We start from the raw sequence: 24,375 nt of genomic DNA on the forward strand, positions 1-24,375 counted from the left end.
AGGTACTGCAAATAACAGAATAGAGGGCGGTATGAGGTACAGCATCAATTGGCTCGATGCAGCAATGGGCTCTCCACGAGGTTCGGTTCTGATGCGAGCTGCGACGATCGCGGTGTGGGCTTTGCTGCCGCTTACCGGGCAGGCACAGATGCTGGAGGAAGTGCTGGTCACGGCTCAAAAACGTGCGCAATCTCTGCAGGATGTGCCTATTTCCGTCTCGGCGGTCAGCGGTGAAAAACTAGAGCGTGCCGGCATTCTAGACTTTGCTGACCTATCTGCCTATGTGCCGAATTTTCAAAAGGCGGATACCGCGCTGGGGCCGGTGCTGTTGATCCGGGGTATCGGCTCCGGCGTCAATCAAAGTTTTGAACAATCGGTAGTCCAGTACGCCGACGATGTTGCGCTTGGGAGGGCGCCTCTGGCCCGCATGCCGTTCATGGATTTTGAGCGTGTAGAGGTCTTGCGCGGCCCGCAGAATGTGCTGTTTGGAAAAAACAGCATCGGCGGAGCACTATCAATTACTACCGCGGAGCCCACAGAAGCCTTTGAAGGCCGTGTCTCTGCCGAGTACGAGCATGATTACAATCAGCAGCTCTATACTGGAGTCCTATCGGGACCACTCACCGGCGCATTGGCTGGACGCCTCGCGGTCCGATCGTATTCGGACGCCGGTTACTACGATAACTTGACCTCAGGCAATCAAGAGCCGGGACGGGACGAGTTCTCCATTCGTGGAAAACTGCGCTGGGATTTCAACGACGCTATCACCTCCACGTTGAAAGCTGAGCACGCTGCGATTGAGGCCAATGGCACCCCCAGTGAGGTATTTCTGAACATGCCGTCTGGCACAGGGCCTTTATCCTTTCTGTTTTCCGGTTTGACTTATCCCGAAATCGGCGAGCTGCTAGGAGAACTGACGGGCGAGGACGTCGGTTCCGAGGACGGCGTATTCAACTTCAGGCGGTCCACGAACGTCGAGGAGTCATCGGAAATCGCTGCGACCAATATCACGCTGCGGCTGGAGGGTAAACTCGGCGCTATCGATGTGACCGGCGTAACGGCGTGGCTCGAATACGACACCGACGAGCTGTGTGATTGCGATCAGTTGGGGCTTGATGTCCTGTCGATCACACAGAGTGAAGACTACCAGCAGTTCAGTCAGGAACTGCGCTTTACCTCGCCCGTCGGTGGTGCTTTCGACTGGATAGGTGGTGCGTTCTATCAATATTCGGACCTTGCTTTTGACAGTTTTAGTCTGGTTGACGATAACAATGTGTTGACCGCTCTGGGCGTGCTGGGTAACAGCCTTGGCCCGGCTGGTGCAGAGCTCACAGCGATTGGTTTGGGTGCTAATTCACAGACTGGGCGTGCATACGACTCAGAGAGTGAGATTTTCGCCGTATTCGCACAGGCCACTTGGCACCTGTCGGCCCACGTGCGTATGACAATTGGCGCCCGTTATACCTACGAGGAGAAGACGGCATCGCGTGTTATCGATAGCCGGAATACGGCGACAGACGACTTTGATATCGAACAGTCGATTGTTGTCAATCAGCTGCTGGGGATCGACCTGCAAACGCTCGGTGAGCTCAGTGCCACCCAGGCGCTGGGTCCGGAGTACCCCAAGGGCTTCTTTTCCACTCACAACCTGGATCAGACGAACAGTGAAGACGCGTTCACGCCCAGCTTGGTTCTCGAATGGGACGCCAGTGACAGCGCTATGGTCTACGGCTCTGTCGCCAGCGGCTACAAATCTGGCGGTTTTGATGCCCGTGGCAATCGCGAGGGTGATTTCTTCTACGACAATGAAACCGTGGTGACTTACGAGCTGGGTGCGAAAACCAGGCTTTTTGACAACCGTGCAGAGCTTAACGCTGCAGCCTTCTACACCGATTATCGTGATCTACAGGTCAGTCAGTTTGATGGTGAAGCCGGCTTTTTTGTTGGCAATGCGCCCAAGGCCGTGACGCAGGGCGTTGAACTGGATGGCCGGGTCCAGCTATCCGAAGGACTGTCGGCCACCCTCTCGATGGCCTATCTTGACTTCGAATTTAAGGAGTATGAGGGTTCCTGCTCCAGGCCCGAGTTTATTGAGACGGGCGTCAGGCAGTGTGACTACCAGGGCAGGCGCAATATATTTACGCCCGAGTGGTCGGGTAGCCTGGGTCTGGCCTATACCAGAATGATTGCATCTGGATACTCTTTGTACGCCGGCTTAGACGTGAGCTACGTCGACGAGCAGTTTGTCGAGGTGACCCTTTATGAACCATTGCAGCAGGATGCCTATACTCGGGTTAACGCGCAGCTGGGTCTCGAGTCGGATCGCTGGTCGATCTTGCTGATCGGCCGCAACCTGACGGATGAAGATATCACAAGCTATATTTCAGAGGTCACCCTGTCCGGCGGTAACCCGTTTTATGCACCTTCATACGCCGGCTTTTACGAACGTCCGCAGACCGTGGCGCTACAATTCAACTACTGGTTTGACTGAGTGCTATTGGCGGGGGGCAGAAAGTTCTGAGGCGGCTCCTGTGCGCACCGATGCCAGAGCCAGGGCACTCGAGGCGACGCCAGACTAGGCCTATCGCTTCGCTCAGGGCGGTGTACTGTATATCCAGTGCGTCGGCAAAGACCGTTTTGGTACACGGAAAATACAGATCGACAGTCTCCTAGACGTTACCGTGCTGACAGATCATGCGGAGCTTCTTTGCGAGTTGAAAATCTATCACACGCCCGGCGCAGGGTACGATTCCAGATACGCCTGCCTGATGGATCGATACTTGTCCGATGTGGGGATGCAGATCTACAGCTGGGTGGTGGTCATGGAACGCGACCGCGTAGCCGAGAGGTCAGTGTCCTCTGAGTGATATCGGGCGTTGGCAGGCGGCCATAGCACAAACACGTGGCGCAGGTTATCGCAGGCATCGACCCATAAACTCTTCCGCAATCAATCCAGATCGAGTATACGGCCACGCAACCACTGCCACCCCAAATCATTACTGCGAGAGCTGTGCCACATCAGGTAGATCGTTAAGGGCCGTATATGAAACGGCACCGGCAGTATTTGGAGGCTGGGCGCGAAGCCTTCGAACTGGGCCATGCGTTGAGGCACGATGGCAATGGCATCTGACTTCATCACGACGGGAGGCACGGCAAGGTACTGATGCACTGCCGTCATTATGTTCCGGGTGCCGCCGCGCGTGGACATGAAGTCTTCCAGGATGGCTCTCCGCTCCTCGCCGAATGTCATTACAACGTGACGTTCAGCAAAGTACGCTTTTTTAGTGATCGAGCCCCGGATTCGCGGATGGCCCTTACGGGCGATCACTGCCAAGGCTTCCTGTCCAAAAATGGCGTACTCCACCTGCGGCAATTCTGGCTTAACAAAGTCAAAACACCCATCAATGGCGCCAGAGGCTACAAGCTCAAGGCCGGTCTGGCTCTGGTCAAGCACCGATTGAATCCCGATACTACTACCGGCACTGCTGAGCAGGCTGAGGATTCTGGGCAGCAGGTCTAGCTCACCATAGCGCCCGAAGGCCAATTTGAAGATGCGGTTTGAAGCGGCTGCATCGAATGCTTGTGAATTTTCCAGCGCCGATTCGACGATGTCTAGCGCGTGTTGCAAGGGCTCAAAAAGCTCTTCTGCGCAGTGTGTTGGCGTCATCCCCCTGGGCGCACGCACGAACAAGGTTTTGTTGATGGACTGTTGCAGTCGCTTAAGCGCAAGGCTCACGGCAGGCTGCGTCATATGCAGCGATTCGGCAGCCCGGGATATGCTACCCGTCTCGTATACCGCGAGGAATACTTTGAGCAGGTTAAGGTCGAACGTTCTGATATTACGCATGTTTATACCAGTTAATAACAAATATTAATTATTAATATATATGAGCGTACCCTAGACTGCCAAGGTCGAAACGGCGAGGTAAAGGTTGTGATGGAGTCAGGCAGCGTTAACGACCAGTTCACCTACATAACACTGGGGTTGTTCGGGTTTTATATCATCTATGAGGGGCTGCGCGGCCGCTACCGCGATGGCCGCAAAACCCTCAAGGACTGGCAAATCTTCGGTATCTCGTTTGCCTGGCTGCAGTTCGTTGAGCGGCCAATGCTGATTGTGTGCTCATACTTCACATACCGTACATTGATGCCAGGTCTGGAGGGTAATTACGGGCACTGGCAGGACGCTTATTTGGTGCCTTTGATTGTTGCCTTTATTCTTATCGATGAGCTGCTGCACGGCTCTGTACACTACTTTGCCCACGCGAAACGCGCGAAAAACAAGTGGCTTGCAGTGATACAGCGCTGGTACAAGGGGCTCACCGGCTGCATCACACTAACGGCGGCCCCGATGGTAAAGGGCAGATCGGGGCTTCTCAGACCATTGTTGTAAGCTGGGGGTGGCCGTTCTCGTTACCCAACTACTGGTTCGGTACGTTCTGCCTATACCTCGGGCTGTGGGAGGTCTGGATTTGGGGCACCTCGATGAAGAGTCTGTGGGGCATTCATAATCATGCCAACCTGACCTATGACATGACCTTACTGAAGCACAGAAGTCCGCTGATTTCGAAAACCATGTATGCCCTTTGCCATGTGTTTGTATTTCCGAATCAGCACCACCATCATCATAGTCGCAGCAGCAACTCGGGGAAAAACTTTCAGAATTTTATCGCGCTTTATGATTGGTTGCTGTGGAAGAAGCTGGTGATATCGACAGAGCGGCCCGCGGTTTACGGCTGGCGCAAAAGCGAGGCCGAAGAAACTAGCGTTCTCTATCGATTTTTTCACAGGCCCTTTATGGATAAATGGAAGTTGGGGTTCTTCAAGCCGTGAGTGATGTAGAGTCCCAAGCAAATGCTTGCGATAGCGACGAGGCAAGTTTTGTGGAGGTGATCGTCGTTGGCGCAGGCTTTGCAGGTATTGGTGCCGCAATCAAGCTGAAGGAAGCCAACTTTGACTTCGTTATTCTCGAGAAGACAGCAGACATAGGCGGCGTGTGGCGCGAAAATACTTACCCGGATTGCGCCTGTGATATACCTTCGAGCCTATACTCTTTCTCCTTTGCGCCTAAGGCTAACTGGTCGCATTTTTATGCGCGCCAGGTAGAAATTCAACAATACGCGAAAGATATGGTAGGCCGATACGGTCTGCATAACTCTATACGCTTTCACAGCGAGTTGTATGAGGCGCGCTGGGATTCCGCCAGAAATGAGTGGCTCCTCGACACCGCCACGGGCAGGTACCGCTGCCGTTACTTCATTGCCGCCACCGGCCCGATGCACGTGCCCGTAACGCCCACAATCACGGGAATGGAGACATTCAGCGGTGATCGTTTCCATTCTGCGCAATGGCCTAAAAGTTACGATTTTTCCAACAAGCGTGTTGCGGTTATTGGCAGCGGAGCATCAGCTATACAGTTCCTTCCGGTAGTTCGCAAACAGGCGCAGCACGTGACGCTATTTCAGCGAACTCCGCCGTGGGTGCTGCCCAAGCTGGATGTGCGTATATCGCCCGCGTGGCAACGCCGATTTGAGCGCTTCCCCTTTTTGCAGCGATTGCTAAGAAAGGCGCTCTATCTCCAGTTTGAGCTGCTTAACAGCGGCCTGAAATGGTCGACTTTTACCCGACGATTGCAGTCGGCGGGTATCCGCAACATGGAAAGAGCAATCAACGATAGCTCACTGCTCGCAAAGCTGACGCCCGACTATACGATAGGTTGCAAGCGCATCTTGCAGTCCAACACCTGGTATCCGGCACTGGCTTCCGACAATGTCACGGTAACCGACGGCGTCAGCCATATCGAAGATGGTCAACTGGTCGCCGCGGACGGCTCGACCCATGAGGTCGATGTCATCATATTCGCGACTGGATTCGAGGTGGCCAACCCGCCGATCGCAGAGCTAATTGTATGTGCTGGCGGTGAGACGCTGGCGCAGCAGTGGGCTGGAAGTCCTAATGTTTATCTCGGCACCCTCGCCGAGGATTGTCCAAACCTTTTTCTTACCTTTGGTCCGAATCTCTATACGTTCTCCTCGGCGTTCGTGATTATTGAGGCGCAGCTTAAACTGATCATTCGCACGTTGACGCAGGCAAGGCGCCGGCAGGTGGTGAAGCTGCAAGTTTGTGCCGAGAAAAACAGGGACTACAACGTAGAGTTACAACAGGCGCTTCAAGGCACAGTATGGAATAGCGGCGGCTGTTCCAGTTACTTTATGGATAGCAATGGCCGAAACAGTAGTAACTGGCCATGGACTACTTGTGCCATGCGCAGGCGCTTTGCAGCGTTTCGCCTGAATGACTGCGAAACAAGCTAAGGCTGGCAGAGCAACGCTTACACATTCTCTCGCCAGGATAAACAGCGTCACGTCGCCGGAGTGTGCTCGCTGCCGAATTTTTCGCTGGAGGTCTGTCTATGAGGCCACAAATTCGCTATATCACGGATATTTTCCCGGTGGCGCGGCTTAAATACGTTCATCTGTGATCCTGAGGCTAGCGTATATTAAGTACATTTAGTCTGCCGGACGACAACCCATGACAGATAGCCAGCCCGAGCCTGGTACGCGTAAGAACGTGCTGGGTAAGCCACTAGTCGCGTGCTGTCACGCACCCAGAACAGGTTTCTATCGCGATGGTTTTTGCCGCACGGACAAGCATGACAGGGGGCGGCACGTTATTTGTGCTGAGATGACAGCGGCGTTCCTGGCATTTACCAGGCAGCGTGGCAACGACTTGTCCACTCCGCGGCCTGAGTTCGACTTCCCTGGCCTGCAGCCGGGTGATCGCTGGTGCCTATGTGCCCTGCGCTGGCGTGAGGCGCACGAGGCGGGCACGGCCCCAAAAGTGATTCTGGAGGCCTGCGATGCCAGCGCCCTGCAGGTTGTGTCAATCGAGGTCCTCCAACGTTACGCGATCGCGGGTAGCCATTGAAGGCAAAGCTGGGCTATTTTCTTGGCTTGCCGGCTTGGGCGTTTCCCGGTTGGTCTGGCAGCTACTTTCCTGAGGGAGGAAGTTCCCTGGCGCACTATGCCAGTGTCTTCAATACTGTTGAGGGGAATACCACCTTTTACCGGGTGCCGGATGAGGCCAGCGTTGCCCGTTGGCAGCAGGCAGTTGCGGGGTCGGACTTTCGCTTCAGCTTCAAGCTGCCGCGCTCCGTCACCCATGAGCGCAGGCCAGACTGGATTGCACTGAGCACATTTCTTCGTGTGCTGGAGCCTTTAGGTGATCATCTCGGACCTTTCCTAGTGCAATGTCCTGCCACGCTGGGCCCGATGGAGCTGGCCGTGCTCGAAAGATTGTTCGTGGCCTTGCCGGCCGACTTTCGGTATGTGCTGGAGGTGCGCCACCCGGAATTCTTCTATTGTCCACAGCTGCTGGAGCCTCTGTTAGAGCGAACCGGCGCTGGTCGAGTGATGTTCGACAGTAGGCCAATCTATAATGAAGACATACGGCACCCCGAGGTCTTAGCCGCGCGCCATAAAAAGCCAGACGTGCCGCTATTAGACACAGTTTACAACGGCCTAGTTTACGCGAGGGTGGTCCTGCATCCTGATCAGAATCTGAACACCCCATATGTCGATGAGTGGTTGCAGCGTTGCTCGGATTACCTTTCCGCAGGGTTCACGGTGTACTTCATGATGCACTGTCCCAATAACCAGCACTGCCCTGAATTCGCAGCGACCTTCCACGACGCTTTACGAGGGAAAGTAGCTGATCTTCCCGGTCTTCCTGCCTGGCCAATGCCACAACAGAGCAGCTTGTTCTGAGCCGAGCTATAGTGCCCCGAATCAACTCAAAAACTGCACTCCTTCTCCAAAATTGCTAAGCCTGGGCAACGCGTTGGCGAGGTCGTTCTCGCCCAGTCCGAACCAGCGTCCCAGAGGAGCTGCAAACTGCTCTACGGACTGAGTGGGAATCAGGCGGCCACCGCCGGCGTCCTGATCGTGATCAAATTCCGCTTCAGGAATGTCCCCAAAAATCTGCTTCCCTTTGACTGCGCCGCCGACAACGAAGTGATGCGCACCCCAGCCGTGGTCGGTGCCATCACCGTTGATCGCTAGTGTGCGGCCAAAGTCGGATGCGGTGAAAAGGGTCACGTCGTTGGCCAGTCCCATACCATCGATGGCCCCATAAAATGCCTCGATCGCGTCACCTAGAGCTGTCTGTAGCGCAGGCAGATCCTGAGCCTGGCCAGAATGTGTGTCAAAGCCGCCCATGGCGACCGTGAAAATCTGTCTGTGCACGCCCAAATGTGCTCTGGCGGCGATGGTTCTAGCCACCGATCGCAGCTGCTGACCAAGCGGTGTGGACGGGAAAGGCGTTTCAGTCGATGCGTCGATTTTCTGAGTGGCGATGTTGTAAAGCTCATTGGCATCGAACGAGGCGTGAACTTTACTGGCCATGTCGCTGCGCAGGAAATTGCCGCGGTTATAGCGTTCTGCGCGAAAGTGTCTGCGTAGTTCGTCTCGAAGCTTTTCTTCGGTGTACTCTAGAACCCACGGCTGGGAGGCACCTTCTTCGCCTACTTGGTAGGGAGCCGTCTCACGGCCGGTGATGAAAAGCGCACTACCGCCGGTGGTCACGGTGCTGAAGGCCGCGCCAAGGTTGGCACCCGACTGTTGCATTGCATCTGCGAATAGGCCACCCCAGCCAAATTGGGCACCCTCTGGTGCGCCCGCCATCCAGGTTGCCTGCTGATCGTTATGGGAGAAGAGGCGTGAAGGAAGTGGGACAAGTTCGTTGGTGAAACTGCTGCGATCAGTGCGCGTCAACAGTGGGCCGACGTTGCCGATAATAGCGGCATTGCCAGTTTCATAGAGCCGATGCAGCCCTGCCAGTTCCGGAGGCAATGCGAATTTCCGGCTGCCGAAGCCGAGTTTTTTTTCATTTGAAAGCTGAAGCAGGTTGTCGCGTGCGCGGCTGGCGCCCTGTGCTCTGATGAGTGAGGAGCGAATGTTCGCCCAGCGCTGGTAGCTGCCCTGGTCGTAGGGGATGATGGTGTCGTGATTGTCCATACCGCCAAACAGGAATACACAGACCATCGCTTTGTAGCCACTGGTATTCCCTGCCTGGGCCTGGATTCCAGATAGTGCAGTCGATATACCGCCTAAGGACGCGCCAGCGATCGAGCCAGCGCTGAGGTTCAGGAATTTTCTTCGAGAAACTGGCATGGCGTTCTCCTAGCGAATTACAAGGTAGTCGGGGGAGGTCATAATCATCATTACCGCGAACATCACGCGCAGTTCGCGCAGTTCATTATCCTCTGGAGGAATCTCTGCAAGGACGCGTTTTATCTGCGCTCGAGTAACTCCCGACAGCTGGCCGTGGGTGAGAATGATGTCAAGGCGATTGAGGAGAGCGTTGCTGTTGTTCGCCAGCTGGATTTCTCTGCTGTAGTTTGGTTCGAAACTGGTGAGGGCGAGTTCTGCATTGAGCGGCAGCCCTTCTTCGTCATACTCTTCTTGCAACTCTTCTACATCCGTCTCGCGGGCCTCGTTAAAGATGAAGGGCGTCATGAAGTTGGCATAGCCGGGTACTGAACTGGCGTTCACAATTTGTAGCTCAGGCGCCGTCAGGTTGCGGCTGCCCGTCAGTGTGCCCGGTGCCACGTATCCGGGGCGAAAAAAGTTGAATACCGAGGGTGCCCTGTAGGGGTGCTGACCGAGCGCGGTAGCCTCGCTGGTGTCCCACAGGGCCCAGGAGTATTCGGGCGTTACCTGTTTGGCCCTAAAGGCTCTGGCCCAATGGGTCATACGCAGAATCGGTTCGCGTACCTTCCCCGTGACTCGGCCGTTGGGATTGCGCGCCTGGTGATCAAACAGTATAGCTGCCAGAGTTGCTGTCAGGTCGCCTCGCCGACCAGTACCCACCCGTGTGCCGTCAGGTAATGTGTACCGGCCGCGCTCGAAAGTACTGGCCACGCGTTTTGTATAGCCCCTAGTAGGATGACTGGTCACAAACCGCTGTATTAACTGGCGACCGACGAAAGGTGCTACGTTAGGATGGGCGAAAAGGTGGTCTAATGCAGCATCGATGCTCTGCTTGCCCGGCGTATTAGCTGCGATGCGGGTGCCCAGAAACTGCTTCGGACGATCTGAGTGACTGTCTGGGTAGATCACCATCGGTACGGCGAATGCGATGCCATCAGCGTCTTCAACGTCATCGCCGTCAAAGTAACGTTTATCGATATTAAGCCCGGTGAATACGCGCGCGAGCCCGGTGACATCCTCGTTGTTGTAGGTTTCGAGAGGCTGGCCTTCAGTATCCGTGCGCGGCGTGCCATCCGCATTCAGCTCGAGCAGTCCAATTGTGAAGAGCTGCATGATTTCGCGGGCGTAGTTCTCGTCGGGGACGCGACCGGTTTCCAGGTCCCCCTTCTCATTGCCCATGTAGGTCAGGTAGTGTCCCATCGCGGGTGCATAAGTCACTGCCTCCAGCAGATCACGGTAATTGCCGAAAGCGTGCTCAATCAGCAGGTCCTGGTAGTAAACGACGGCATCGGGAATGTCCGTGAGGAGTCCGCCACCGCTGTTGGAAACCACAAGTAGCTCAGACAGGGCAAATGCCATGCGTTGTCGCAATTGGTCCCGACCGACAATGGCGTTGCGCCAGAAACCGAACGTGGCGGCCTCGTTCTCCAGCAGAACAACTTCCTCCTCGGCTTCAGGAGTGTTCTGACGATACTCGAGTAGAAACGGCATAAGATAGTTGGGCGGCTCTTGCAGTTGGTCGAGGAACCAAGCTGAGGCACTGGTCTGGGCCAGGCGGCTGATCTCGTCTGGTCTGGGACCAAAAGTGGCCTGCGCTAAAAATCGAGCGGTCGTTTTCGGTGTTACGAAAGCGTCGTCCGCGGCCTGTACGGGCGGTAAAGACGCGAGAGCAGTGGTTCCGCAGAGAATAATTAGCGTTTTCCAACCGGGCATCCTGAATCTCCTGCATAGGCAATCGATGTTGGGCTGGCCCTAGTTTATGCCGTCCTCGGTCCCTGTGGGATTACAAAGAGGAGCGTGAATTTATACATATCTGTATAAGTTTATGCCGATCGCGCCTTGCAGTCCGGCGCCCTATGGATTGGTGGGAAAGATACAGTCAAACACCGTGCCTTTCTGGCCTTGTAGTAGTGTGATGTCGGCACCGTGCAGCTGAGAGACAGAGCGAACGATGGCAAGGCCCAAGCCGTTCCCCGGTTCCGAGCGGCTCGCGTCTGCGCGATAGAATCGTTCGAAAATCTGTGAGTGATGCTCCGGGGGAATGCCGGGGCCGTCGTCGCCCACCTGGAGTAGAACGCCGCTTTTAGAACTCTGAAGACGAACCCAGGTTTTTCCTCCGGGATTCCCATGTTCAATGCTGTTCTCCAGAAGGTTGGTGAGCATTTGTGTCAGCATGTTGGTGTCACCTTCAATCCTTAGATCGGGCAGGATCGCCGGCTCGAGCCTGCGGCCGGCGTCGACGAACACTGGTTGGTAACTTTCAACGACATCTTCGACCAGAGTGGAAAGCTCAACCTCGCTGAAGCGTTTGCCACGGTCAGCTGACTCGATTTCACTCAGCCGGAGTAAGTTACTGAATACCTGCAATACAGTCTGTACTTGCTGCTCGGCACTGGTCAGGTGCGCCTCCAGTGCCACCGGGTCTGCCAAATCTTGGTGCATAAGCTGCAGACGGTTGGAAATGCGCGACAGAGGTGTCTTAATGTCATGGGCTACGCCTATCGAGACGGATTCGATATTGCGATGCATCGCCTCGAGCCGATCCAGCATGGAGTTGACCTGAGTCGCAAGCGTGTCAAATTCGTCATTGTGTTTGCTCACAGATGCGCGTTGATCAGAGTTACCCATGCCTATCTGCTCCACTGCGATGGCGAGGTCATCCAAGCGCCTGTGAACCCGCTTGCTCAACGCATAGCCTATCACCAGTGATAGTGGAATGCTGATAATGATGAGGAAGAATAGACCTGCGTTCAGCGTATCCTTGAGGACGAAATAATCCCAGCTTCGATTGCGGGCCACGGTGATCACGTGATCACGGACCGCGTCCCCGCGATAGACCCGCGTCTCCAGTGCCTCATCCAAATCCTCAAAGTAAAAAAGTCGCTCGGACAGGCCTGTGGGTGCATCTTTCAGAAATGGTAGGCCCAGCAGCGGCGTTCCATCGATGCCACTAATCAGGGCGGCGAAGTCTCCGTCTTCTAAGATCCAGAAAGCCTCCTCATCGGGTTGAAGCCAGGGCTCGTTTTCTTCGCCTAGTTCATTCGCCAGGGCATCGAGGCCGTCTTCCGCGAGCAACTCGGTAAGCCACTCGTGGTGGTCGAGCAGTTCTTCCTGCTCGCGGGCCTCTATGTCCTTCAGGTTAAGGGCACCCAGAAAACCACCCAGCAGTATCACCACCAGGAAAAAGCCAAGTGATGCTAATAGTGTCAGGCGAAAGACCGAAGATCTGAACACTGGCTCAATCCGCCTTCAGCATGTATCCAGAGCCACGCACGGTTTTAATCAGCTCGGTGGTGAACGGTTTGTCGATTTTTGTACGCAGGCGACTGACGTGGGTTTGCACGAGCGAAGTCTTTGGGTCAAAGGTATAACCCCAAACGCGATCCAGTAGCATAGTGCGGGTGATAACTTGGCCCGGGTGCATGAGAAAAAGCTCCAAGATTTGAAATTCACGCGGCAGAAGCTCAATAGTTTGGCCTGCGCGTTGGACAGTGCGCGATGCCCGATTCAAGGCCAGGTCTCCCGCTTGGAGCTCAATCTCATCTTTGAGCAGGGGCTTGCGCCGGGCCAGAGCCCTGACCCGGGCGAGTAATTCCGAAAAGGCGAAGGGTTTGACCATATAGTCGTCAGCGCCAGCTTCTAGTCCTGCCACACGGTCATCGATACCCGATAGAGCGGTCAACATGAGTATGGGCGTATCCAGCTTGCTACCCCGCAAAATGCGTACAGCGTCAATGCCATCCATGCCTGGAAGTAGCCGATCGAACACGATGACATCAAAGTCGCCAGATGCTGAGGCCAACACGCCCGAAGGGCTGTCGCTCTCGTGTTGAACTGCGTAGCCCTGCTCGCGCAGACCGCGAGTGACGAATTCAGCAGTGTCCAGGTCGTCCTCAATCAGCAGGATATTCACAATGTCTCCTAGTCATGTCACTCCTATGGTAGGTGATATTGGCGCAGCGTGAATATACAAATATGTAAAGCGGGCATGTTTTCAGCTCTACAGTGAGCGGAAGAATCTGTCCAGCGCCTCAATTGCTTGTATCAAATTTAAATTCTGCGACGGGCGAAAACTTATTAATGTCCTCATGGTACTGACTTCACACGATAAACTGGGTGATACAGGTGAGAAAACTGGATTTTGGCTGGAGGAGTTTGCGGCCCCTTATTACCGGATGCTCGACGCCGGTGTCGAATTGACTATCGCCTCACCCGCCGGCGGTCAGCCGCCGCTGGCCCCCAAGAGCGACGCCCCCGACGCCCAGACCGACGCGGCACAACGATTCACTGCAGATACGGCGGCGCAAGCGGTGCTTGCTGGCTCGCGTGTGCTTGCAGAGCTTGACGTCGCCGACTTCGATGCCTTTTTCTATCCCGGCGGGCACGGGCCACTCTGGGACCTCACGGAAGATGTCGACTCCATTGCACTGATCGAGAATGCCCTGGCGCAGGGCAAGCCCGTTGCCGCGGTGTGTCATGCGCCCGCGGTGCTTATCAGGGCGACCGTGGAAGGTGAGCCTATGGTCAAGGGACGTCGTGTAACTGGCTTTACCAACAGTGAGGAAGCGGCTGTTGGCTTGACCGATGTGGTGCCGTTCTTGCTGGAAGACCGGCTGCATGAGTTGGGAGGAAATTTCAGTGCAGCGGCCGACTGGGAGCCTCACGTAGTGGTTGATGGTTTGCTGATAACTGGGCAGAACCCCGCGTCATCGGCACCGGTGGCGGACGCTTTGATCGACGCAATTGGCGCCGGCGAGTAATTTCCCTCGGTGGAGTGCATTGCTCAACGCCATGCTGGTATTACCGGATAAACCAATGGTGTGCCACATCTCGATAGGTATGGCGTAGCGCCAGCAGTGCACTAGCATTAATGGGTCATAATAATAAAGGAGATCGAGATGACAGAAAAACAACAGGTTGAGCGAGAAGCGCTCGAAACATATCACCGTTTCGTGGCCCAGCGTGATCGCATCGACGAGGGCGAAGCCGGTTGGGAGACGCTGGCTGACTTTTTTACCGAGGACGCGGTCTATCTGGACCCGGCCTGGGGCAGGCAGGAAGGGCGCGAAACAATCCGCAATTTTTTTGTCGCCTCGATGGCCGGTCTGACCGGTTATGGCTGGTCGACGCCTGAGCGATGGACCATGACCGAGGGCCACCGTCTCGTCAGTCACTGGGACCAGGTGCTCGGGGAGAAGCCCGACGGCAGTCAGTGGATCGTGCCCGGGCTGTCCATACTCTACTACGCTGGGGACGGTCTGTTCTGCTACAGCCACGACTATCTTAACATGACGTATATCGGTGAGACGCTCAAGGCGATGGCCTGGCGGCCGCCGGCTGAGTTCAACATGCCGCCCGCCAAGCCGGATTGGCATACGCATCTACCACCTGCCTGGAGGCATTTGCCCGATGTGTTTGCGGCCGATGGCAGCGCTGTCTGAGGCGTTGAGCTGTTGAGCGGCATGGCGTGGGGTCTAAACCCTCAACGCATCGGGGTCGATAACAAAGATCACGGTGGTCAGTATTAGCATCACTGCCAACAGCAAAATGCATGGCTAGCGGTAGCGTTTCTCTATTGCCTGCCAGGTCGGGCGGCTCGAGGGCCTCAGATCAGCCCTGAGTGTGCCGATACTGGCTTGGCGTCATTACTACGCAATTTTTAAATAAGGTAGTAAAGGAGGCCTTGCTGTTAAAGCCGGCGACGGTCATCAAGTCGGTGAAAGTGCGATCCTGCCAGTCGCTGTCCCTGAGGAGGTGCTTGGCGTCGTCGACGCACAGGCTTTTCTCTTTGTCGTCGACAGTGAGGTCAATGCCGGCGCATCCTGGCATGGCAGTCTGCCGTACTTTATTTTTATGGCGTTTATCGCCGTGATCGCGATTTTCAGTTTCCGGTATTTACCGGAAACCAAGGGCAAGTCGCTGGAAGAGATCGAGAGCATCTGGCGGTAGCCGCGCGCTCTCGTCAGTTGTGTTGTTTAGCGGACGGGCTCGTCAAAGTAGGTCTCGGGGTAGGGCTCGTTTTTCAGCGTGAAGTGCCACCATTCGGCGGGATAGTTGCTGAAGCCATGGCGTTCCATAACGCTGCGTAGCAACAGGCGATTCGCTCGCGCCTTAGGTCTGATGGTGTCGTTCTGGGTGTTTGAAAGGGGGCCGAAGTAGTCCCATTCGGTGCCCATATCCAGTGCCTGCCCGCTGGCCGTTTCTACGAGCGTGAGATCGACGGTGCTGCCGCGCGAGTGACCAGATTGTTCTGCTATATAGCCTTTTGGCACAAGCTCTGACTTCGCGAGGGTCGGATAGTAACGCGCCTTCTGCAGGGTGTCGCTGGTGTCGCGAGTCCAGCGCATAAAGTGGTCGACGGCCCGTTGTGGCCTGTAACAGTCGTACACGCGCAATGACAGACCAAAACTCAACAATTCCTGCTGCGCTGCCGCTAACGCCTGAGCGCTGGGCAGGGTGAGCAGGCATTGGGGAGCTTCATAGCCATCGACACGCCGGCCGACGAAATTGTCAGAGCCATGGTAGCGAATCTCAGTTTTGATATCCGGTGCGTAATCAATGAGATTGACCAGCACCTCATCAGCGATAGTTTTAACGCTGGCGCCGAGCAGCAGCAGAGTCATCAGGAAACGCATGGGCATGTTGGGTGCTCCTGTACTGTGGCTGTATTCAGTGCGAAATCGCTAGATCGACATGCCCAGCATTGCAAAGGCGGCGGTGGCACAGCCGCCGGCGAGCAGGGCATAGGGTAATTGGGTGCGCACGTGGGCGATGTGGTCAGATCCTGAGGCCAGCGAGGAGATCACGGTGGTATCGCTGATGGGTGAGGAGTGATCACCAAAAATGCCCCCGGACAGCACCGCCGCAAGAAACGGTGCCGGTGGCAGCCCCAGGGCCATGCCGGCCGGAATGGCAATGGGAATCATGATGGCAAACGTACCCCAGCTGGATCCCACGGAGAAGGCGATAAATGCCGAGCTCAGGAATACCGCAGGTAGCAACAGGCTGGCGGCCAGATCCTGTGGAATTTGCGAGGCGACCCAGGGGCCGGTGCCGAGTGCCTTGGCGGTGTCGCCCAGCGCCAGGGCCAGCAACAGAATGATGGCCATCGGCAACAACCTACCCGCACCCTCCAGGAAAATATCCATGAGCTGAGAAACGTTCATCTGCCGTTGGCCCAGCACCAGCAGCCAGGTGCAGGCTAGCGCTGCCAGTACCGCCCACAGCACTGAGGTGGAGCCGGAACCCTGGGCGAGGTTGCCCTCACCGGTAATCCAAAGTCCGAGCGGCATGGTGGTAATCAGCACGATCAGCGGCAGTACCATATTGATGGCCTTGCCGCCCTCGGTTTCTTTGTCGCTCTCTGACACTGGATCCTGGGAGGCAGCCCGTGCCTCCGCTTCACGCATGGGGCCAATATTCCAGTTAAAGGCGATGACCAGTGCGGTGAGTCCCACGGCAAACCAGGCATAGAAATTCATGCTGATGGACTCGGCGAATACGCCCAGTGGATTGTCTACATCCAGGTTGCCCAGCAGGCTGAGATTGAAAGCGCCCCAGGCATTGAGCGGAATCAGAATACAAATGGGCGCTGAGGTTGAATCGATGATGTAGGCGAGTTTTTCCCGGGCGACACGGTAGCGATCAATCAGCGGCCGGGCCACGGTGCCTGCCACCAGTACGGTGATATTGGATTCGATGAAGATGACAATGCCGCTGAAAAACGCCAGCCACTGGGCTCGCTTGCCGCTGTTACCCCAGCGTCTGGATTCCAGCCAGCCAATAAAACCACGCACGCCACCGCTGGCCTCAATGGTGGCAATGAGGGCGCCTATGAGCAGCGTAAAGGCAATGACTCTGGCGTCCCCGGCATTGCCAAGCACCGCGATAATACTCTCGATAGCATCCGCCAGCCCGGAGAGCGGGTTGCCGCCCGCCAGCAGCGTGGCTCCCAGCCATATGCCACCTGCCAGGGCCAGATAGACCTGGCGCGACCAGAGGGCCAGGCCAATGGCCAGCAGGGGAGGAAGGAGTGATGTCCATCCGGGTTCGTACATGGTGCGTTCTCATTCAGCAATGGTGTACATGGCAGCTACTGCTGGCCATAAAAACATTGGTGCCTGTGAGGTTGCAAGTATGGGGGGCTAGCGGACAGGCGCAGGCCTGTCCGGTTCAGTCCGTAGAGGTGGCCGCCTCGATTTCGACGACGATCTCATTGCGCCGCAAGAACGGTGGGGTCCAGGGTGGGTTGTACTGATTCAGGGTGGGCTCGCCCCGCAGGCTGATGCCGTTCTCGCTCAGTGTGGTCAGCAGGGTGCGACGATAGCGGTTAATTTTGCTGCTGGTGGCCCACCCGGAGAAGGTCACTGCTGCCACCAGTCGTTCCGGGGTCTCGTGCAAAGTCACACTGCCGTTCTCTGGGGTCGGAAGATCGTCCATGCTATAGGCTCCGGGCATGGTGAAACTCATGACCGGATTGTCGCCCGACAGGGTCTCGCCAACCGGGGCGGTCATGGCAATCTTCGCTCCCTCGTCGTTACCACCAAAAATGTAGCCCGCCAGTCGCTGAAAGCCGCCGCTGCTCTCACGACCGCTGCGTAGTGGCGTGCGCGCCTCGATGCTGGGGGCATAGCGCCGCAGCTCGACGTCACCGAGCGTGTCCAGCAAATCCCAGTGGGGTTCTTCCAGTGCTTTAGCCATATTGGGTATGAGTAATATGGCCACGCACAATAAGAGCGCTCGCAACATCATCCACGTGTCACCTCTGTGCTTATATTCATCAGTGTGTACGCACCAGCGGTAGTGGTAGATTAGTGGCCCTGGTCAGTTGGCAACGAGTGAGTTAGGTGTATGAGTACACAAGATAGTGGGCGCGACGATCCGCGTTTCAGGCAAATTGAGTCCATCGGTGAGTACCTGGGTTCAGATCTTGCGCGCACCCACGGTATCACTAAGCGCGAGCAAGCTGCAGGTCTTGACCCGGACCAGATTCAACGTGAACACGACCAGTTAATGCACGACGGCTACATTATCCTGCACGGCCTGGTCAGTGCCGATGAGCTGCAGTTACTGCGCGATACTTCTGCCCCTTACCTTGACAAGATGGGCCGTAATTCTTTCGAGGGCGAGCGTACCCAGCGCATTTATGGTGTGCCCGAGAAACTGCGTGCCGCGGATCGGTTTATTGAACACCCGCATATTCTCGCGCATCTCGATCGATTGCTAATGCCCAACTATCTGCTGTCCCAGGCGCAGGTGGTTAATATCCTCGATGGCTCCCCGGCACAGCCGCTGCACATCGATGACGGCTTTTACCCCTGGCCTCGGCCGCGCCCGGCCTTGTCTGCGGCCACGGTGTTTGCGCTAGATGACTTTACTGACAACAATGGCGCTACAGTCGCGATTCCAGGCAGTCATGCCTGGGGAGAAGAGCGGCTTCCCGGAGACGACGACATTTGCGTCAAGGCAATTATGCCCGCCGGCTCCGCCATTCTGTTTCTGGGCAATCTCTGGCACGGGGGCGGCGCAAACTATTCGGCTCAGAGCCGCCTCGCAATCACCGCCCAGTATTGTGAGCCCTGGGTGCGCACTCAGGAGAACTACTTCTTGTCGGTGTCTCGCGAAACGGCGGCGAATGTGTCTGAAACCCTTCGCAGCATGCTGGGGTACTCGATTCATCCACCGTTTATGGGCATGGTTGAAGGCATGCACCCCAAACGCAAGCTGGACATCCACGGCTAGGTGTTATCAGTCGAATACCTGGCCGTCGAACAGAATGATGGATGGGTCAGGGCCATCGGGGTCTACCTCCATCACCGCGCCCACATAGAACACGTGCTCGCTGTCGAGCATGGCGACGTGGTCGGGGTTTTGCGGATCGAGGTTGTTGGTGTTCAGGCGACAGACGGGGTCGGTGAAACCTGAGCATAAATGACTGTGAGCGTCGCTCCAGCGCTCGAACATATAGCCTGGCTCAGCGATCACCTGTAGGCGCATGTCCGTCGTGAAGTCTGGGAAGTCGATTTCGCAACGTTCTCCGGGCAGGCAGAAAAATGTCAGGTCGCCGGAGGCAACCGCGCCGTGATCGAGCGCCACGACAACCACTTTGCAAGCGCTCAACGCGCAGACGAACAACAGCAGGCAAATCCTTCTCATCATCAGCCAGCCTCCTCGTGGCCGGGCGGGGTGCCCCGATGAACCTGTGTCGCCATGGAGACTAGATGGTGCGGCGGATAATCGCCCAGATTAAAACCTGATTTCAGCTAAAGCTTTTAAATATCAATTGCTTACTGGGGTTCCTTGGTAACGCGGCGGATATCGGCCCCGAGGCTGGCCAGCTTATTTTCGAGGTGTTCATAGCCGCGATCGAGGTGATAGATACGGCTGACCTCGGTTTCGCCTTCGGCGACCAGGCCCGCCAGCACCAGGCAGGCACTGGCCCGCAGATCGGTGGCCATCACCTGGGCGCCGCTGAGGCCGCCGCGCTCGCCGCGCACCACGGCCACCTGGGTCATGGGGGTAATGTCTGCACCCAGGCGCACCAGCTCCTGAACGTGCATAAAGCGATTCTCAAAAATGCCCTCGGTGACCACCGATGTGCCCTTGGCCTGGGTCATCAGCGCCATCAGCTGGGCCTGCAAATCGGTGGGGAAGCCGGGATAGGGCGCTGTCGAAATGTCGACGGCGCGACAGTTCTCGGCGGCTTTCACGGTGATGGCATCGCCTTCCACGTCGATACGGAAGTCGGCGTCGCGCAATTTGTCGATCAGTGATTGCAGGTGCTCGGGTACGCACTGGTTGACGGTGACCGTGCCACCGGTAATGGCGCCGGCCAGCAGCAGCGTGCCCGCTTCAATTCGGTCGGGAATAATCCGATGTCTGGCGGGCTTTAGCGTTTCCACGCCTTCAACCGTGATGACACTGGTACCGACGCCAGTGATCTTTGCGCCCATGCCGATCAGGCAGTTGGCCAGATCCACCACTTCAGGCTCCTTGGCAGCATTTTCGATGACGGTGGTGCCGCTCGCCAGGCTGGCGGCCATCAACGCATTCTCAGTACCGCCGACGGTGACCTTCTCAAACAGAATGCGGCCGCCCTCCAGGCGCTGGGCCCGGGCGATAACGTAGCCGCCGTCGCTGGTGATGTCCGCCCCCAGGCGGCGCATGGTTTCAATGTGCAGGTCAATCGGGCGCGAGCCAATAGCGCAGCCCCCGGGCAGGCTCACCCTGGCCTCACCGTAGCGGGCCAGCAGGGGGCCCAGGCACAAAATGCCCGCTCGCATCTTGCGCACCATATCGTAATCGGCGACGTGATCGCCGTCGGAGCGAACCTCCACAATAAACTTGTCGCCCTCGCGGTGGCAGTTGGCGCCCAGGGAGTTCAGCAGCTGCTCGGTGGATTCAATATCCTTGAGGTAGGGCACGTTGTCGAATTCGTGGCGACCGTCGGCCAGCAGCGATGCAAACAGAATCGGCAGGGCCGCATTCTTTGAGCCGCTGGTTGAGACTGTGCCTTCAAGGCGGCGACCGCCTTTGACAATAATTGAATCCAAATGAGTGCTCCGTGGGGAAGGGTCATGAAACTGGCTGCGAGGCTGTGCTCCTGCAGAGGCGGCTAGGGTACCAATATGGCGGGAAAGAGTGAACCTTGGCGGCGCGGGTTTACCCCCTCCGGTTGAGGGGTTATGGTGGCCCCATTTTCCCCCTCGGATAGCCCCAGCCTATGACCGCAACCGCCAATATCTCCATTGAGCAGTGTGTCGCACTCAAGTTGATGGTGGATATCCGCCTGTATGACAGTGGCGACGGCGCGCAGCCAGTGCTCAACCTGCCGGCGGCGCTGGCCGACGGCCTTGCTCGTTTGCAGCCTGGCGGGGTGATTGTGTTCCGCGAGAACCTCGCATCCACATCCCAGGTGCGCGAGCTTACCGATGAGTTGCGAGCCTGTATCTCGCCCGAGCTCCTGATTGGCATCGATCAGGAGGGCGGTCGAGTGACGCGTCTGCCCCGGGGGCAGTGCACCAGTTTTAGCGGCAATATGGCGCTTGCCGCCTGTCCCGAGGGCGACCGTATCTCCCTTGCTAGAGACATGGCCGTCGCCCAGGGCGAAGAGCTTCGGGCGCTGGGTATTAACTGTAATTTTGTCCCGAGCCTGGACGTGAACAGCAACCCTGCCAATCCCGTGATTCACGTGCGGGCGTTTAGTGATGATCCGGCACTGGTAGCGGAACTGGGAGCCGCGGTGACTGCGGGCATTCAGTCGGTTGGGGTTGCCGCATCGCTCAAGCACTTTCCCGGGCACGGCGATACCAGTCAGGACAGTCACACCGGCCTGCCGCGGGTCGACCGAACGTGCGCACAGGCACAGGCTATGGATCTAGCGCCCTTTGCCAGCGTCATCGACACCACTACCCCTGCCATGGTGATGACAGCGCACATTCAGTATCCGGCGCTGGACAACAGCGTGTTGCTCGGCACCGATATTGTGCGCCCAGCCACCCTGTCCCGGACCATTCTCACCGATGTGTTGCGGTATAAGCTGGGTTTTGCCGGGGTGGTGATTACCGATGCGATGGATATGCGCGCTATCAGCGCCATACTGACGCCACAGGCGGCGGTGCTGGAAGCTTTCCGGGCAGGGGTTGATATTGCGCTGATGCCAATGTTGTTGCGCGATGCGCAAAGCCTTGCGGCCATGTTCACCCTCGTGGATGACATCGCAGCCGCAGTCCGTAGCGGTGAGTTGGACGAGCGCGAGCTGCGCGAGTCCGCTGAGCGTGTACTGGCCCTGCGCCATGCCTATCCGATTGCTCCACACAGCGCGGAGCCGGCCGTAATCGGCAGTGCCTCACACCGCAAACTCGAACAGCGCATTGCGGCGAGCAGTATCACCCTATTGCAGGGTGATGGCGTGCTAGGGCCTGAGGTAGGCGCCGTTCATCTGCTGCTGCCGGGTGATTCAACGGCCCGCGCCCTGGCGGCAGCGCTACAGGCGGCGAATCCCGATCTGGCGATCAGCTGGCAGTCGCTTGAGAACTTCGACCTCGATGCCGAGCGCCGCCAACTAGCCGCCTGCGATGCCTATGTGGTGGGTGTGAGCGAACCTGCCATCAGCGCGGTCGTCGCCGGCGGTGCTGAAGATTTGCCAAACCTACCAGACCTGCAGTCGGCCACCGTTGTTAAAGCCTTGCTGGCCGGGGCACAGGACAAGCAGCGTATTGTCGCCATGCTGTACTCGCCCTACAGGGCCGCCGAGTTTTTCGGTTGTGCCGACAGCATACTGGCTACCTATGGAGGTGCGGCAGAGGGATTTGGGGGTGCGCCGGGGCCTGCTTATGTGGCGCTGGCAAAGGTGTTGGCGGGTGAAGCTGTAGCGCCGGGTACATTGCCCGTGACGCTGTAGGTAGATGCGGGCGCCGCGGTCGCGGCGCCTGGATGAGTCAGCGGTTTACAGCGGTGGGAACTGGGCGAGGACGCGCTGGGCTGCCTCATCAATCTCGCCTGGTTCATCCTCGTGTTTCTTGCCCTTGAGCTTGGACTGAGTTACCGAGCGCCATACACTCTTTTGCAGGTTAGGGTCGATCATATCGATGATAAACGTACCCTCGGTATAGTTGCTGACGCGTACTTCGGTGTTAGTGCAGTTCCAGCAGTTGTACATGCTGTAGCGGTTATAACCGCCGTAGTACCCATAGCCCATGCTCATGGTGGCAGGCGTTTCGTAGGTGCGCACGTCGGTTTTTTCATGGGTGCCGAGGTGCCAACTCATCAGCATGTCGGCCTGGTTTGCGTCGTCTACTACATTGAAGCCCTTTGTCTGCAGTGCGCGGGCCAGGGCATCGTCAATACGCTCCTTCTGGAAGTCGCTCAGTTGCAGCGGGTTGTCGCCACTGACTTCACCGGAGCCCTTATAGAAAGCGATATTGCGCACACCGCTGAAATCGTAGTCATGCTTGAAGTCGAACACCGGCTCGGGCGCTGTGGTACAGGCGCCGAGTAACAAGGCGATACTCAGGGTGATGAAGGTGGCGGAAATGCGCTTCCAGCGAGTCATGGTGTTCTCCAGCGGATATGGTGATTGCCATCTAGTGTAACGGAAACTTTGACCGGCGACACCGCTGTCAGTTCCCGTTAATGCCGCCGCAGGGTTTGAGCAGGTTTTGCAGATTCTGAACGTGGCGTGCTGGCGCCTCACTATAGGCTAGCAGATCGCGATCCCGAGCCTGCTGCCAGTGTCGATAGTCTGTCGGCAGCACCGCTTGCAGTTGCGCCTCCAGTGCTTGCAGCGGGGGCATGAGGTCGTGATAACGCCTGCCCAGCATGGCTGCGCGGGGCTGGATTCCCTGGATAAAAAACTTTCTGACCACGGTTGGCAGCACATCCGCAGCCGCTGGCCTGATTCTGCCCTGGCACAGCGGACCGTTGGCTGCCCGTTGTCGCAGCACCTGGTCTGCACCCTCCAGCCAGCCTGCCTGCTGGTCCAGCGCCAGCCACAGCGAGGCGCCGTCGCCGGTGGATACGTCATACAGCAATAATTCAAATTCGCGGTTGTCGACCCGGTAGTCGCCAGCCAGCCACTGCCGAGCCAGGGCGTTGATGCTCGCCAGGGCGGTAACCGGCACCGACGATGTATTCTCCGGGTAGCTCGGATTGACTTCACTCACGCGCCAGAATGAACCGAACTCGTCATTGGCCAATGTGGCATTGAAAATTCGGGCGGGCAATTGCTCCCGCTTAGTCGTCACGTTGCGCTGCAACTGCGCCGCCAGCGTCTGCTGTCCATCACTCATCAGCTTGTCCATGCAGGGTGGGGCGAGCCGCAAAAATTCCAGCTCCAGGAGCAGGCGCTGTGAGTCTCGCGCGTGGCGCCCCAGAATACTGTTGCGCTTGCCAATCGTTTCTTGCAGCGCACAGCCACGCAATTCCATAAAGTCCAGAACATCCAGGTCATCAGCCGGCACTGCCAGGCGCAATTGCCCGGGCCGCGGACGGCGCGGCACACCGGTGGTCGGTGTTGGCGGGTCGATCCGCTGGTCGAGTGTATTCTGCAGGCGCGCCAGGTATTGGGCGTAGGCGGTGTGCTGGTCAGGCCTGTCGCAGGCAGTGACCAGTGGGAGCAGCAGTATGAAGAACCAGAAACGCATGGCGCTTTTATAACGCATTCCAG

24 protein-coding genes are annotated in these 24,375 nt (G+C 57.1%); 12 read left to right on the plus strand and 12 right to left on the minus strand.

The window, feature by feature from the left end:
• The first annotated feature begins 31 nt into the window (after positions 1-31).
• Together BST95_RS05435 and BST95_RS05440 are read left to right on the plus strand one after the other, a co-directional pair.
• On the plus strand, positions 32-2,491 hold the full coding sequence (locus BST95_RS05435) for a TonB-dependent receptor (RefSeq protein ID WP_084198468.1): 2,460 nt from the start codon (positions 32-34) through the stop codon (positions 2,489-2,491).
• A 190-nt stretch (positions 2,492-2,681) separates the two neighbouring features.
• A complete protein-coding gene (locus tag BST95_RS05440) occupies positions 2,682-2,867 on the plus strand; it encodes a hypothetical protein (protein ID WP_084198469.1) in 186 nt (61 codons plus the stop codon).
• Positions 2,868-2,947: 80 nt separating this feature from the next.
• On the opposite strand, the gene BST95_RS05445 is transcribed toward BST95_RS05440, so the two are convergent.
• Positions 2,948-3,847: a LysR family transcriptional regulator gene (locus BST95_RS05445; protein WP_084198470.1), complete on the minus strand. Its 900-nt coding sequence runs from the start codon at positions 3,845-3,847 to the stop codon at positions 2,948-2,950.
• Between the two features lie 90 nt (positions 3,848-3,937).
• Here BST95_RS05445 and BST95_RS05450 point away from each other — a divergent pair, with 90 nt between their 5' ends.
• From BST95_RS05450 to BST95_RS05470, 5 genes are all read left to right on the plus strand, one after another.
• Positions 3,938-4,393, plus strand: coding sequence for a hypothetical protein (locus tag BST95_RS05450; protein WP_084198471.1), 456 nt, complete (start codon positions 3,938-3,940; stop codon positions 4,391-4,393).
• A gap of 92 nt (positions 4,394-4,485) precedes the next feature.
• Positions 4,486-4,833: a hypothetical protein gene (locus BST95_RS05455; RefSeq protein WP_084198472.1), complete on the plus strand. Its 348-nt coding sequence runs from the start codon at positions 4,486-4,488 to the stop codon at positions 4,831-4,833.
• Positions 4,830-6,314, plus strand: a complete 1,485-nt coding sequence (locus tag BST95_RS05460) for a flavin-containing monooxygenase (RefSeq protein ID WP_229801777.1) — start codon at positions 4,830-4,832, stop codon at positions 6,312-6,314. The genes BST95_RS05455 and BST95_RS05460 overlap by 4 nt, the downstream gene beginning before the upstream one ends.
• 217 nt (positions 6,315-6,531) lie before the next feature.
• On the plus strand, positions 6,532-6,927 hold the full coding sequence (locus tag BST95_RS05465; RefSeq protein WP_084198474.1) for a DUF2237 family protein: 396 nt from the start codon (positions 6,532-6,534) through the stop codon (positions 6,925-6,927).
• Positions 6,924-7,766, plus strand: coding sequence for a DUF72 domain-containing protein (locus tag BST95_RS05470; RefSeq protein WP_084198475.1), 843 nt, complete (start codon positions 6,924-6,926; stop codon positions 7,764-7,766). Before BST95_RS05465 ends, BST95_RS05470 begins: the two co-directional genes overlap by 4 nt.
• A 21-nt stretch (positions 7,767-7,787) precedes the next feature.
• On the opposite strand, the gene BST95_RS05475 is transcribed toward BST95_RS05470, so the two are convergent.
• From BST95_RS05475 to BST95_RS05490, 4 genes are all read right to left on the minus strand, one after another.
• Positions 7,788-9,170 (minus strand): DUF1501 domain-containing protein, encoded by a 1,383-nt coding sequence (locus BST95_RS05475; protein WP_084198476.1) that lies wholly within the window; start codon positions 9,168-9,170, stop codon positions 7,788-7,790.
• Between the two features lie 9 nt (positions 9,171-9,179).
• Positions 9,180-10,922 (minus strand): DUF1800 domain-containing protein, encoded by a 1,743-nt coding sequence (locus BST95_RS05480; RefSeq protein ID WP_084198477.1) that lies wholly within the window; start codon positions 10,920-10,922, stop codon positions 9,180-9,182.
• Positions 10,923-11,063: 141 nt separating this feature from the next.
• Positions 11,064-12,443, minus strand: coding sequence for a sensor histidine kinase (locus BST95_RS05485; protein WP_084198478.1), 1,380 nt, complete (start codon positions 12,441-12,443; stop codon positions 11,064-11,066).
• A 4-nt stretch (positions 12,444-12,447) separates the two neighbouring features.
• Positions 12,448-13,122: a response regulator transcription factor gene (locus BST95_RS05490; protein ID WP_066055768.1), complete on the minus strand. Its 675-nt coding sequence runs from the start codon at positions 13,120-13,122 to the stop codon at positions 12,448-12,450.
• A 175-nt stretch (positions 13,123-13,297) separates the two neighbouring features.
• On the opposite strand from BST95_RS05490, the gene BST95_RS05495 reads away from it, so the two are divergent.
• The 3 genes from BST95_RS05495 (at position 13,298) to BST95_RS05505 (ending at position 15,158) form a co-directional block, all read left to right on the plus strand.
• Positions 13,298-13,969 carry a type 1 glutamine amidotransferase domain-containing protein gene (locus BST95_RS05495; protein ID WP_229801778.1) on the plus strand — a complete coding sequence of 224 codons (672 nt, stop codon included), beginning with the start codon at positions 13,298-13,300 and terminating at the stop codon, positions 13,967-13,969.
• A 138-nt stretch (positions 13,970-14,107) separates the two neighbouring features.
• Positions 14,108-14,650 (plus strand): nuclear transport factor 2 family protein, encoded by a 543-nt coding sequence (locus BST95_RS05500; protein ID WP_084198480.1) that lies wholly within the window; start codon positions 14,108-14,110, stop codon positions 14,648-14,650.
• A gap of 313 nt (positions 14,651-14,963) precedes the next feature.
• Positions 14,964-15,158 (plus strand): MFS transporter, encoded by a 195-nt coding sequence (locus BST95_RS05505; protein WP_084198481.1) that lies wholly within the window; start codon positions 14,964-14,966, stop codon positions 15,156-15,158.
• Positions 15,159-15,184: 26 nt separating this feature from the next.
• On the opposite strand, the gene BST95_RS05510 is transcribed toward BST95_RS05505, so the two are convergent.
• The 3 genes from BST95_RS05510 to BST95_RS05520 all read right to left on the minus strand — a co-directional run bounded on the left by BST95_RS05510 (position 15,185) and on the right by BST95_RS05520 (position 17,960).
• Entirely contained in the window at positions 15,185-15,850 is a 666-nt protein-coding gene (locus BST95_RS05510; protein WP_205737333.1) for a M15 family metallopeptidase, read from the minus strand.
• 42 nt (positions 15,851-15,892) lie between these two features.
• On the minus strand, positions 15,893-17,266 hold the full coding sequence (locus BST95_RS05515) for a Na+/H+ antiporter NhaC family protein (protein WP_084198482.1): 1,374 nt from the start codon (positions 17,264-17,266) through the stop codon (positions 15,893-15,895).
• A gap of 115 nt (positions 17,267-17,381) precedes the next feature.
• A complete protein-coding gene (locus BST95_RS05520; RefSeq protein WP_084198483.1) occupies positions 17,382-17,960 on the minus strand; it encodes an SOUL family heme-binding protein in 579 nt (192 codons plus the stop codon).
• A gap of 99 nt (positions 17,961-18,059) precedes the next feature.
• Here BST95_RS05520 and BST95_RS05525 point away from each other — a divergent pair, with 99 nt between their 5' ends.
• A complete protein-coding gene (locus tag BST95_RS05525; RefSeq protein ID WP_084198484.1) occupies positions 18,060-18,950 on the plus strand; it encodes a phytanoyl-CoA dioxygenase family protein in 891 nt (296 codons plus the stop codon).
• Between the two features lie 6 nt (positions 18,951-18,956).
• Here the strand turns inward: BST95_RS05525 and BST95_RS05530 are convergent, their stop codons facing one another.
• On the minus strand, positions 18,957-19,367 hold the full coding sequence (locus BST95_RS05530; RefSeq protein ID WP_146004232.1) for a hypothetical protein: 411 nt from the start codon (positions 19,365-19,367) through the stop codon (positions 18,957-18,959).
• Positions 19,368-19,495: 128 nt separating this feature from the next.
• The gene (murA, locus tag BST95_RS05535; protein WP_084198486.1) at positions 19,496-20,761 is read right to left on the minus strand and encodes a UDP-N-acetylglucosamine 1-carboxyvinyltransferase; all 1,266 of its coding nucleotides are present in this window, start codon (positions 20,759-20,761) and stop codon (positions 19,496-19,498) included.
• Positions 20,762-20,931: 170 nt separating this feature from the next.
• Between murA and BST95_RS05540 the strand changes: the two genes are divergently transcribed.
• The gene (locus BST95_RS05540) at positions 20,932-22,611 is read left to right on the plus strand and encodes a glycoside hydrolase family 3 protein (protein ID WP_084198487.1); all 1,680 of its coding nucleotides are present in this window, start codon (positions 20,932-20,934) and stop codon (positions 22,609-22,611) included.
• Between the two features lie 45 nt (positions 22,612-22,656).
• Here the strand turns inward: BST95_RS05540 and BST95_RS05545 are convergent, their stop codons facing one another.
• The gene (locus BST95_RS05545; RefSeq protein ID WP_066055747.1) at positions 22,657-23,262 is read right to left on the minus strand and encodes a DUF4136 domain-containing protein; all 606 of its coding nucleotides are present in this window, start codon (positions 23,260-23,262) and stop codon (positions 22,657-22,659) included.
• Positions 23,263-23,329: 67 nt separating this feature from the next.
• Entirely contained in the window at positions 23,330-24,370 is a 1,041-nt protein-coding gene (locus BST95_RS05550) for a DUF3080 family protein (RefSeq protein WP_229801779.1), read from the minus strand.
• Between the last annotated feature and the right edge of the window lie 5 nt (positions 24,371-24,375).

The sequence above is a fragment of the Halioglobus japonicus genome (assembly GCF_001983995.1).
GTDB classification, from domain to species: Bacteria; Pseudomonadota; Gammaproteobacteria; order Pseudomonadales; family Halieaceae; genus Halioglobus; species Halioglobus japonicus.

What these genes read in the sequence shown, in the direction of transcription:
- BST95_RS05475 (WP_084198476.1), bottom strand. Translation starts at nt 9,170, where the DNA reads ATGCCAGTTTCTCGAAGAAAATTCCTGAACCTCAGCGCTGGCTCGATC.
- BST95_RS05495 (WP_229801778.1), top strand. Translation starts at nt 13,298, where the DNA reads ATGGTACTGACTTCACACGATAAACTGGGTGATACAGGTGAGAAAACT.
- BST95_RS05500 (WP_084198480.1), top strand. Translation starts at nt 14,108, where the DNA reads ATGACAGAAAAACAACAGGTTGAGCGAGAAGCGCTCGAAACATATCAC.
- BST95_RS05520 (WP_084198483.1), bottom strand. Translation starts at nt 17,960, where the DNA reads ATGATGTTGCGAGCGCTCTTATTGTGCGTGGCCATATTACTCATACCC.
- BST95_RS05465 (WP_084198474.1), top strand. Translation starts at nt 6,532, where the DNA reads ATGACAGATAGCCAGCCCGAGCCTGGTACGCGTAAGAACGTGCTGGGT.
- BST95_RS05435 (WP_084198468.1), top strand. Translation starts at nt 32, where the DNA reads ATGAGGTACAGCATCAATTGGCTCGATGCAGCAATGGGCTCTCCACGA.
- BST95_RS05450 (WP_084198471.1), top strand. Translation starts at nt 3,938, where the DNA reads ATGGAGTCAGGCAGCGTTAACGACCAGTTCACCTACATAACACTGGGG.
- BST95_RS05545 (WP_066055747.1), bottom strand. Translation starts at nt 23,262, where the DNA reads ATGACTCGCTGGAAGCGCATTTCCGCCACCTTCATCACCCTGAGTATC.
- BST95_RS05550 (WP_229801779.1), bottom strand. Translation starts at nt 24,370, where the DNA reads ATGCGTTATAAAAGCGCCATGCGTTTCTGGTTCTTCATACTGCTGCTC.
- BST95_RS05540 (WP_084198487.1), top strand. Translation starts at nt 20,932, where the DNA reads ATGACCGCAACCGCCAATATCTCCATTGAGCAGTGTGTCGCACTCAAG.
- BST95_RS05525 (WP_084198484.1), top strand. Translation starts at nt 18,060, where the DNA reads ATGAGTACACAAGATAGTGGGCGCGACGATCCGCGTTTCAGGCAAATT.
- BST95_RS05510 (WP_205737333.1), bottom strand. Translation starts at nt 15,850, where the DNA reads ATGCCCATGCGTTTCCTGATGACTCTGCTGCTGCTCGGCGCCAGCGTT.
- BST95_RS05530 (WP_146004232.1), bottom strand. Translation starts at nt 19,367, where the DNA reads ATGATGAGAAGGATTTGCCTGCTGTTGTTCGTCTGCGCGTTGAGCGCT.
- BST95_RS05480 (WP_084198477.1), bottom strand. Translation starts at nt 10,922, where the DNA reads ATGCCCGGTTGGAAAACGCTAATTATTCTCTGCGGAACCACTGCTCTC.
- BST95_RS05455 (WP_084198472.1), top strand. Translation starts at nt 4,486, where the DNA reads ATGAAGAGTCTGTGGGGCATTCATAATCATGCCAACCTGACCTATGAC.
- BST95_RS05515 (WP_084198482.1), bottom strand. Translation starts at nt 17,266, where the DNA reads ATGTACGAACCCGGATGGACATCACTCCTTCCTCCCCTGCTGGCCATT.
- BST95_RS05445 (WP_084198470.1), bottom strand. Translation starts at nt 3,847, where the DNA reads ATGCGTAATATCAGAACGTTCGACCTTAACCTGCTCAAAGTATTCCTC.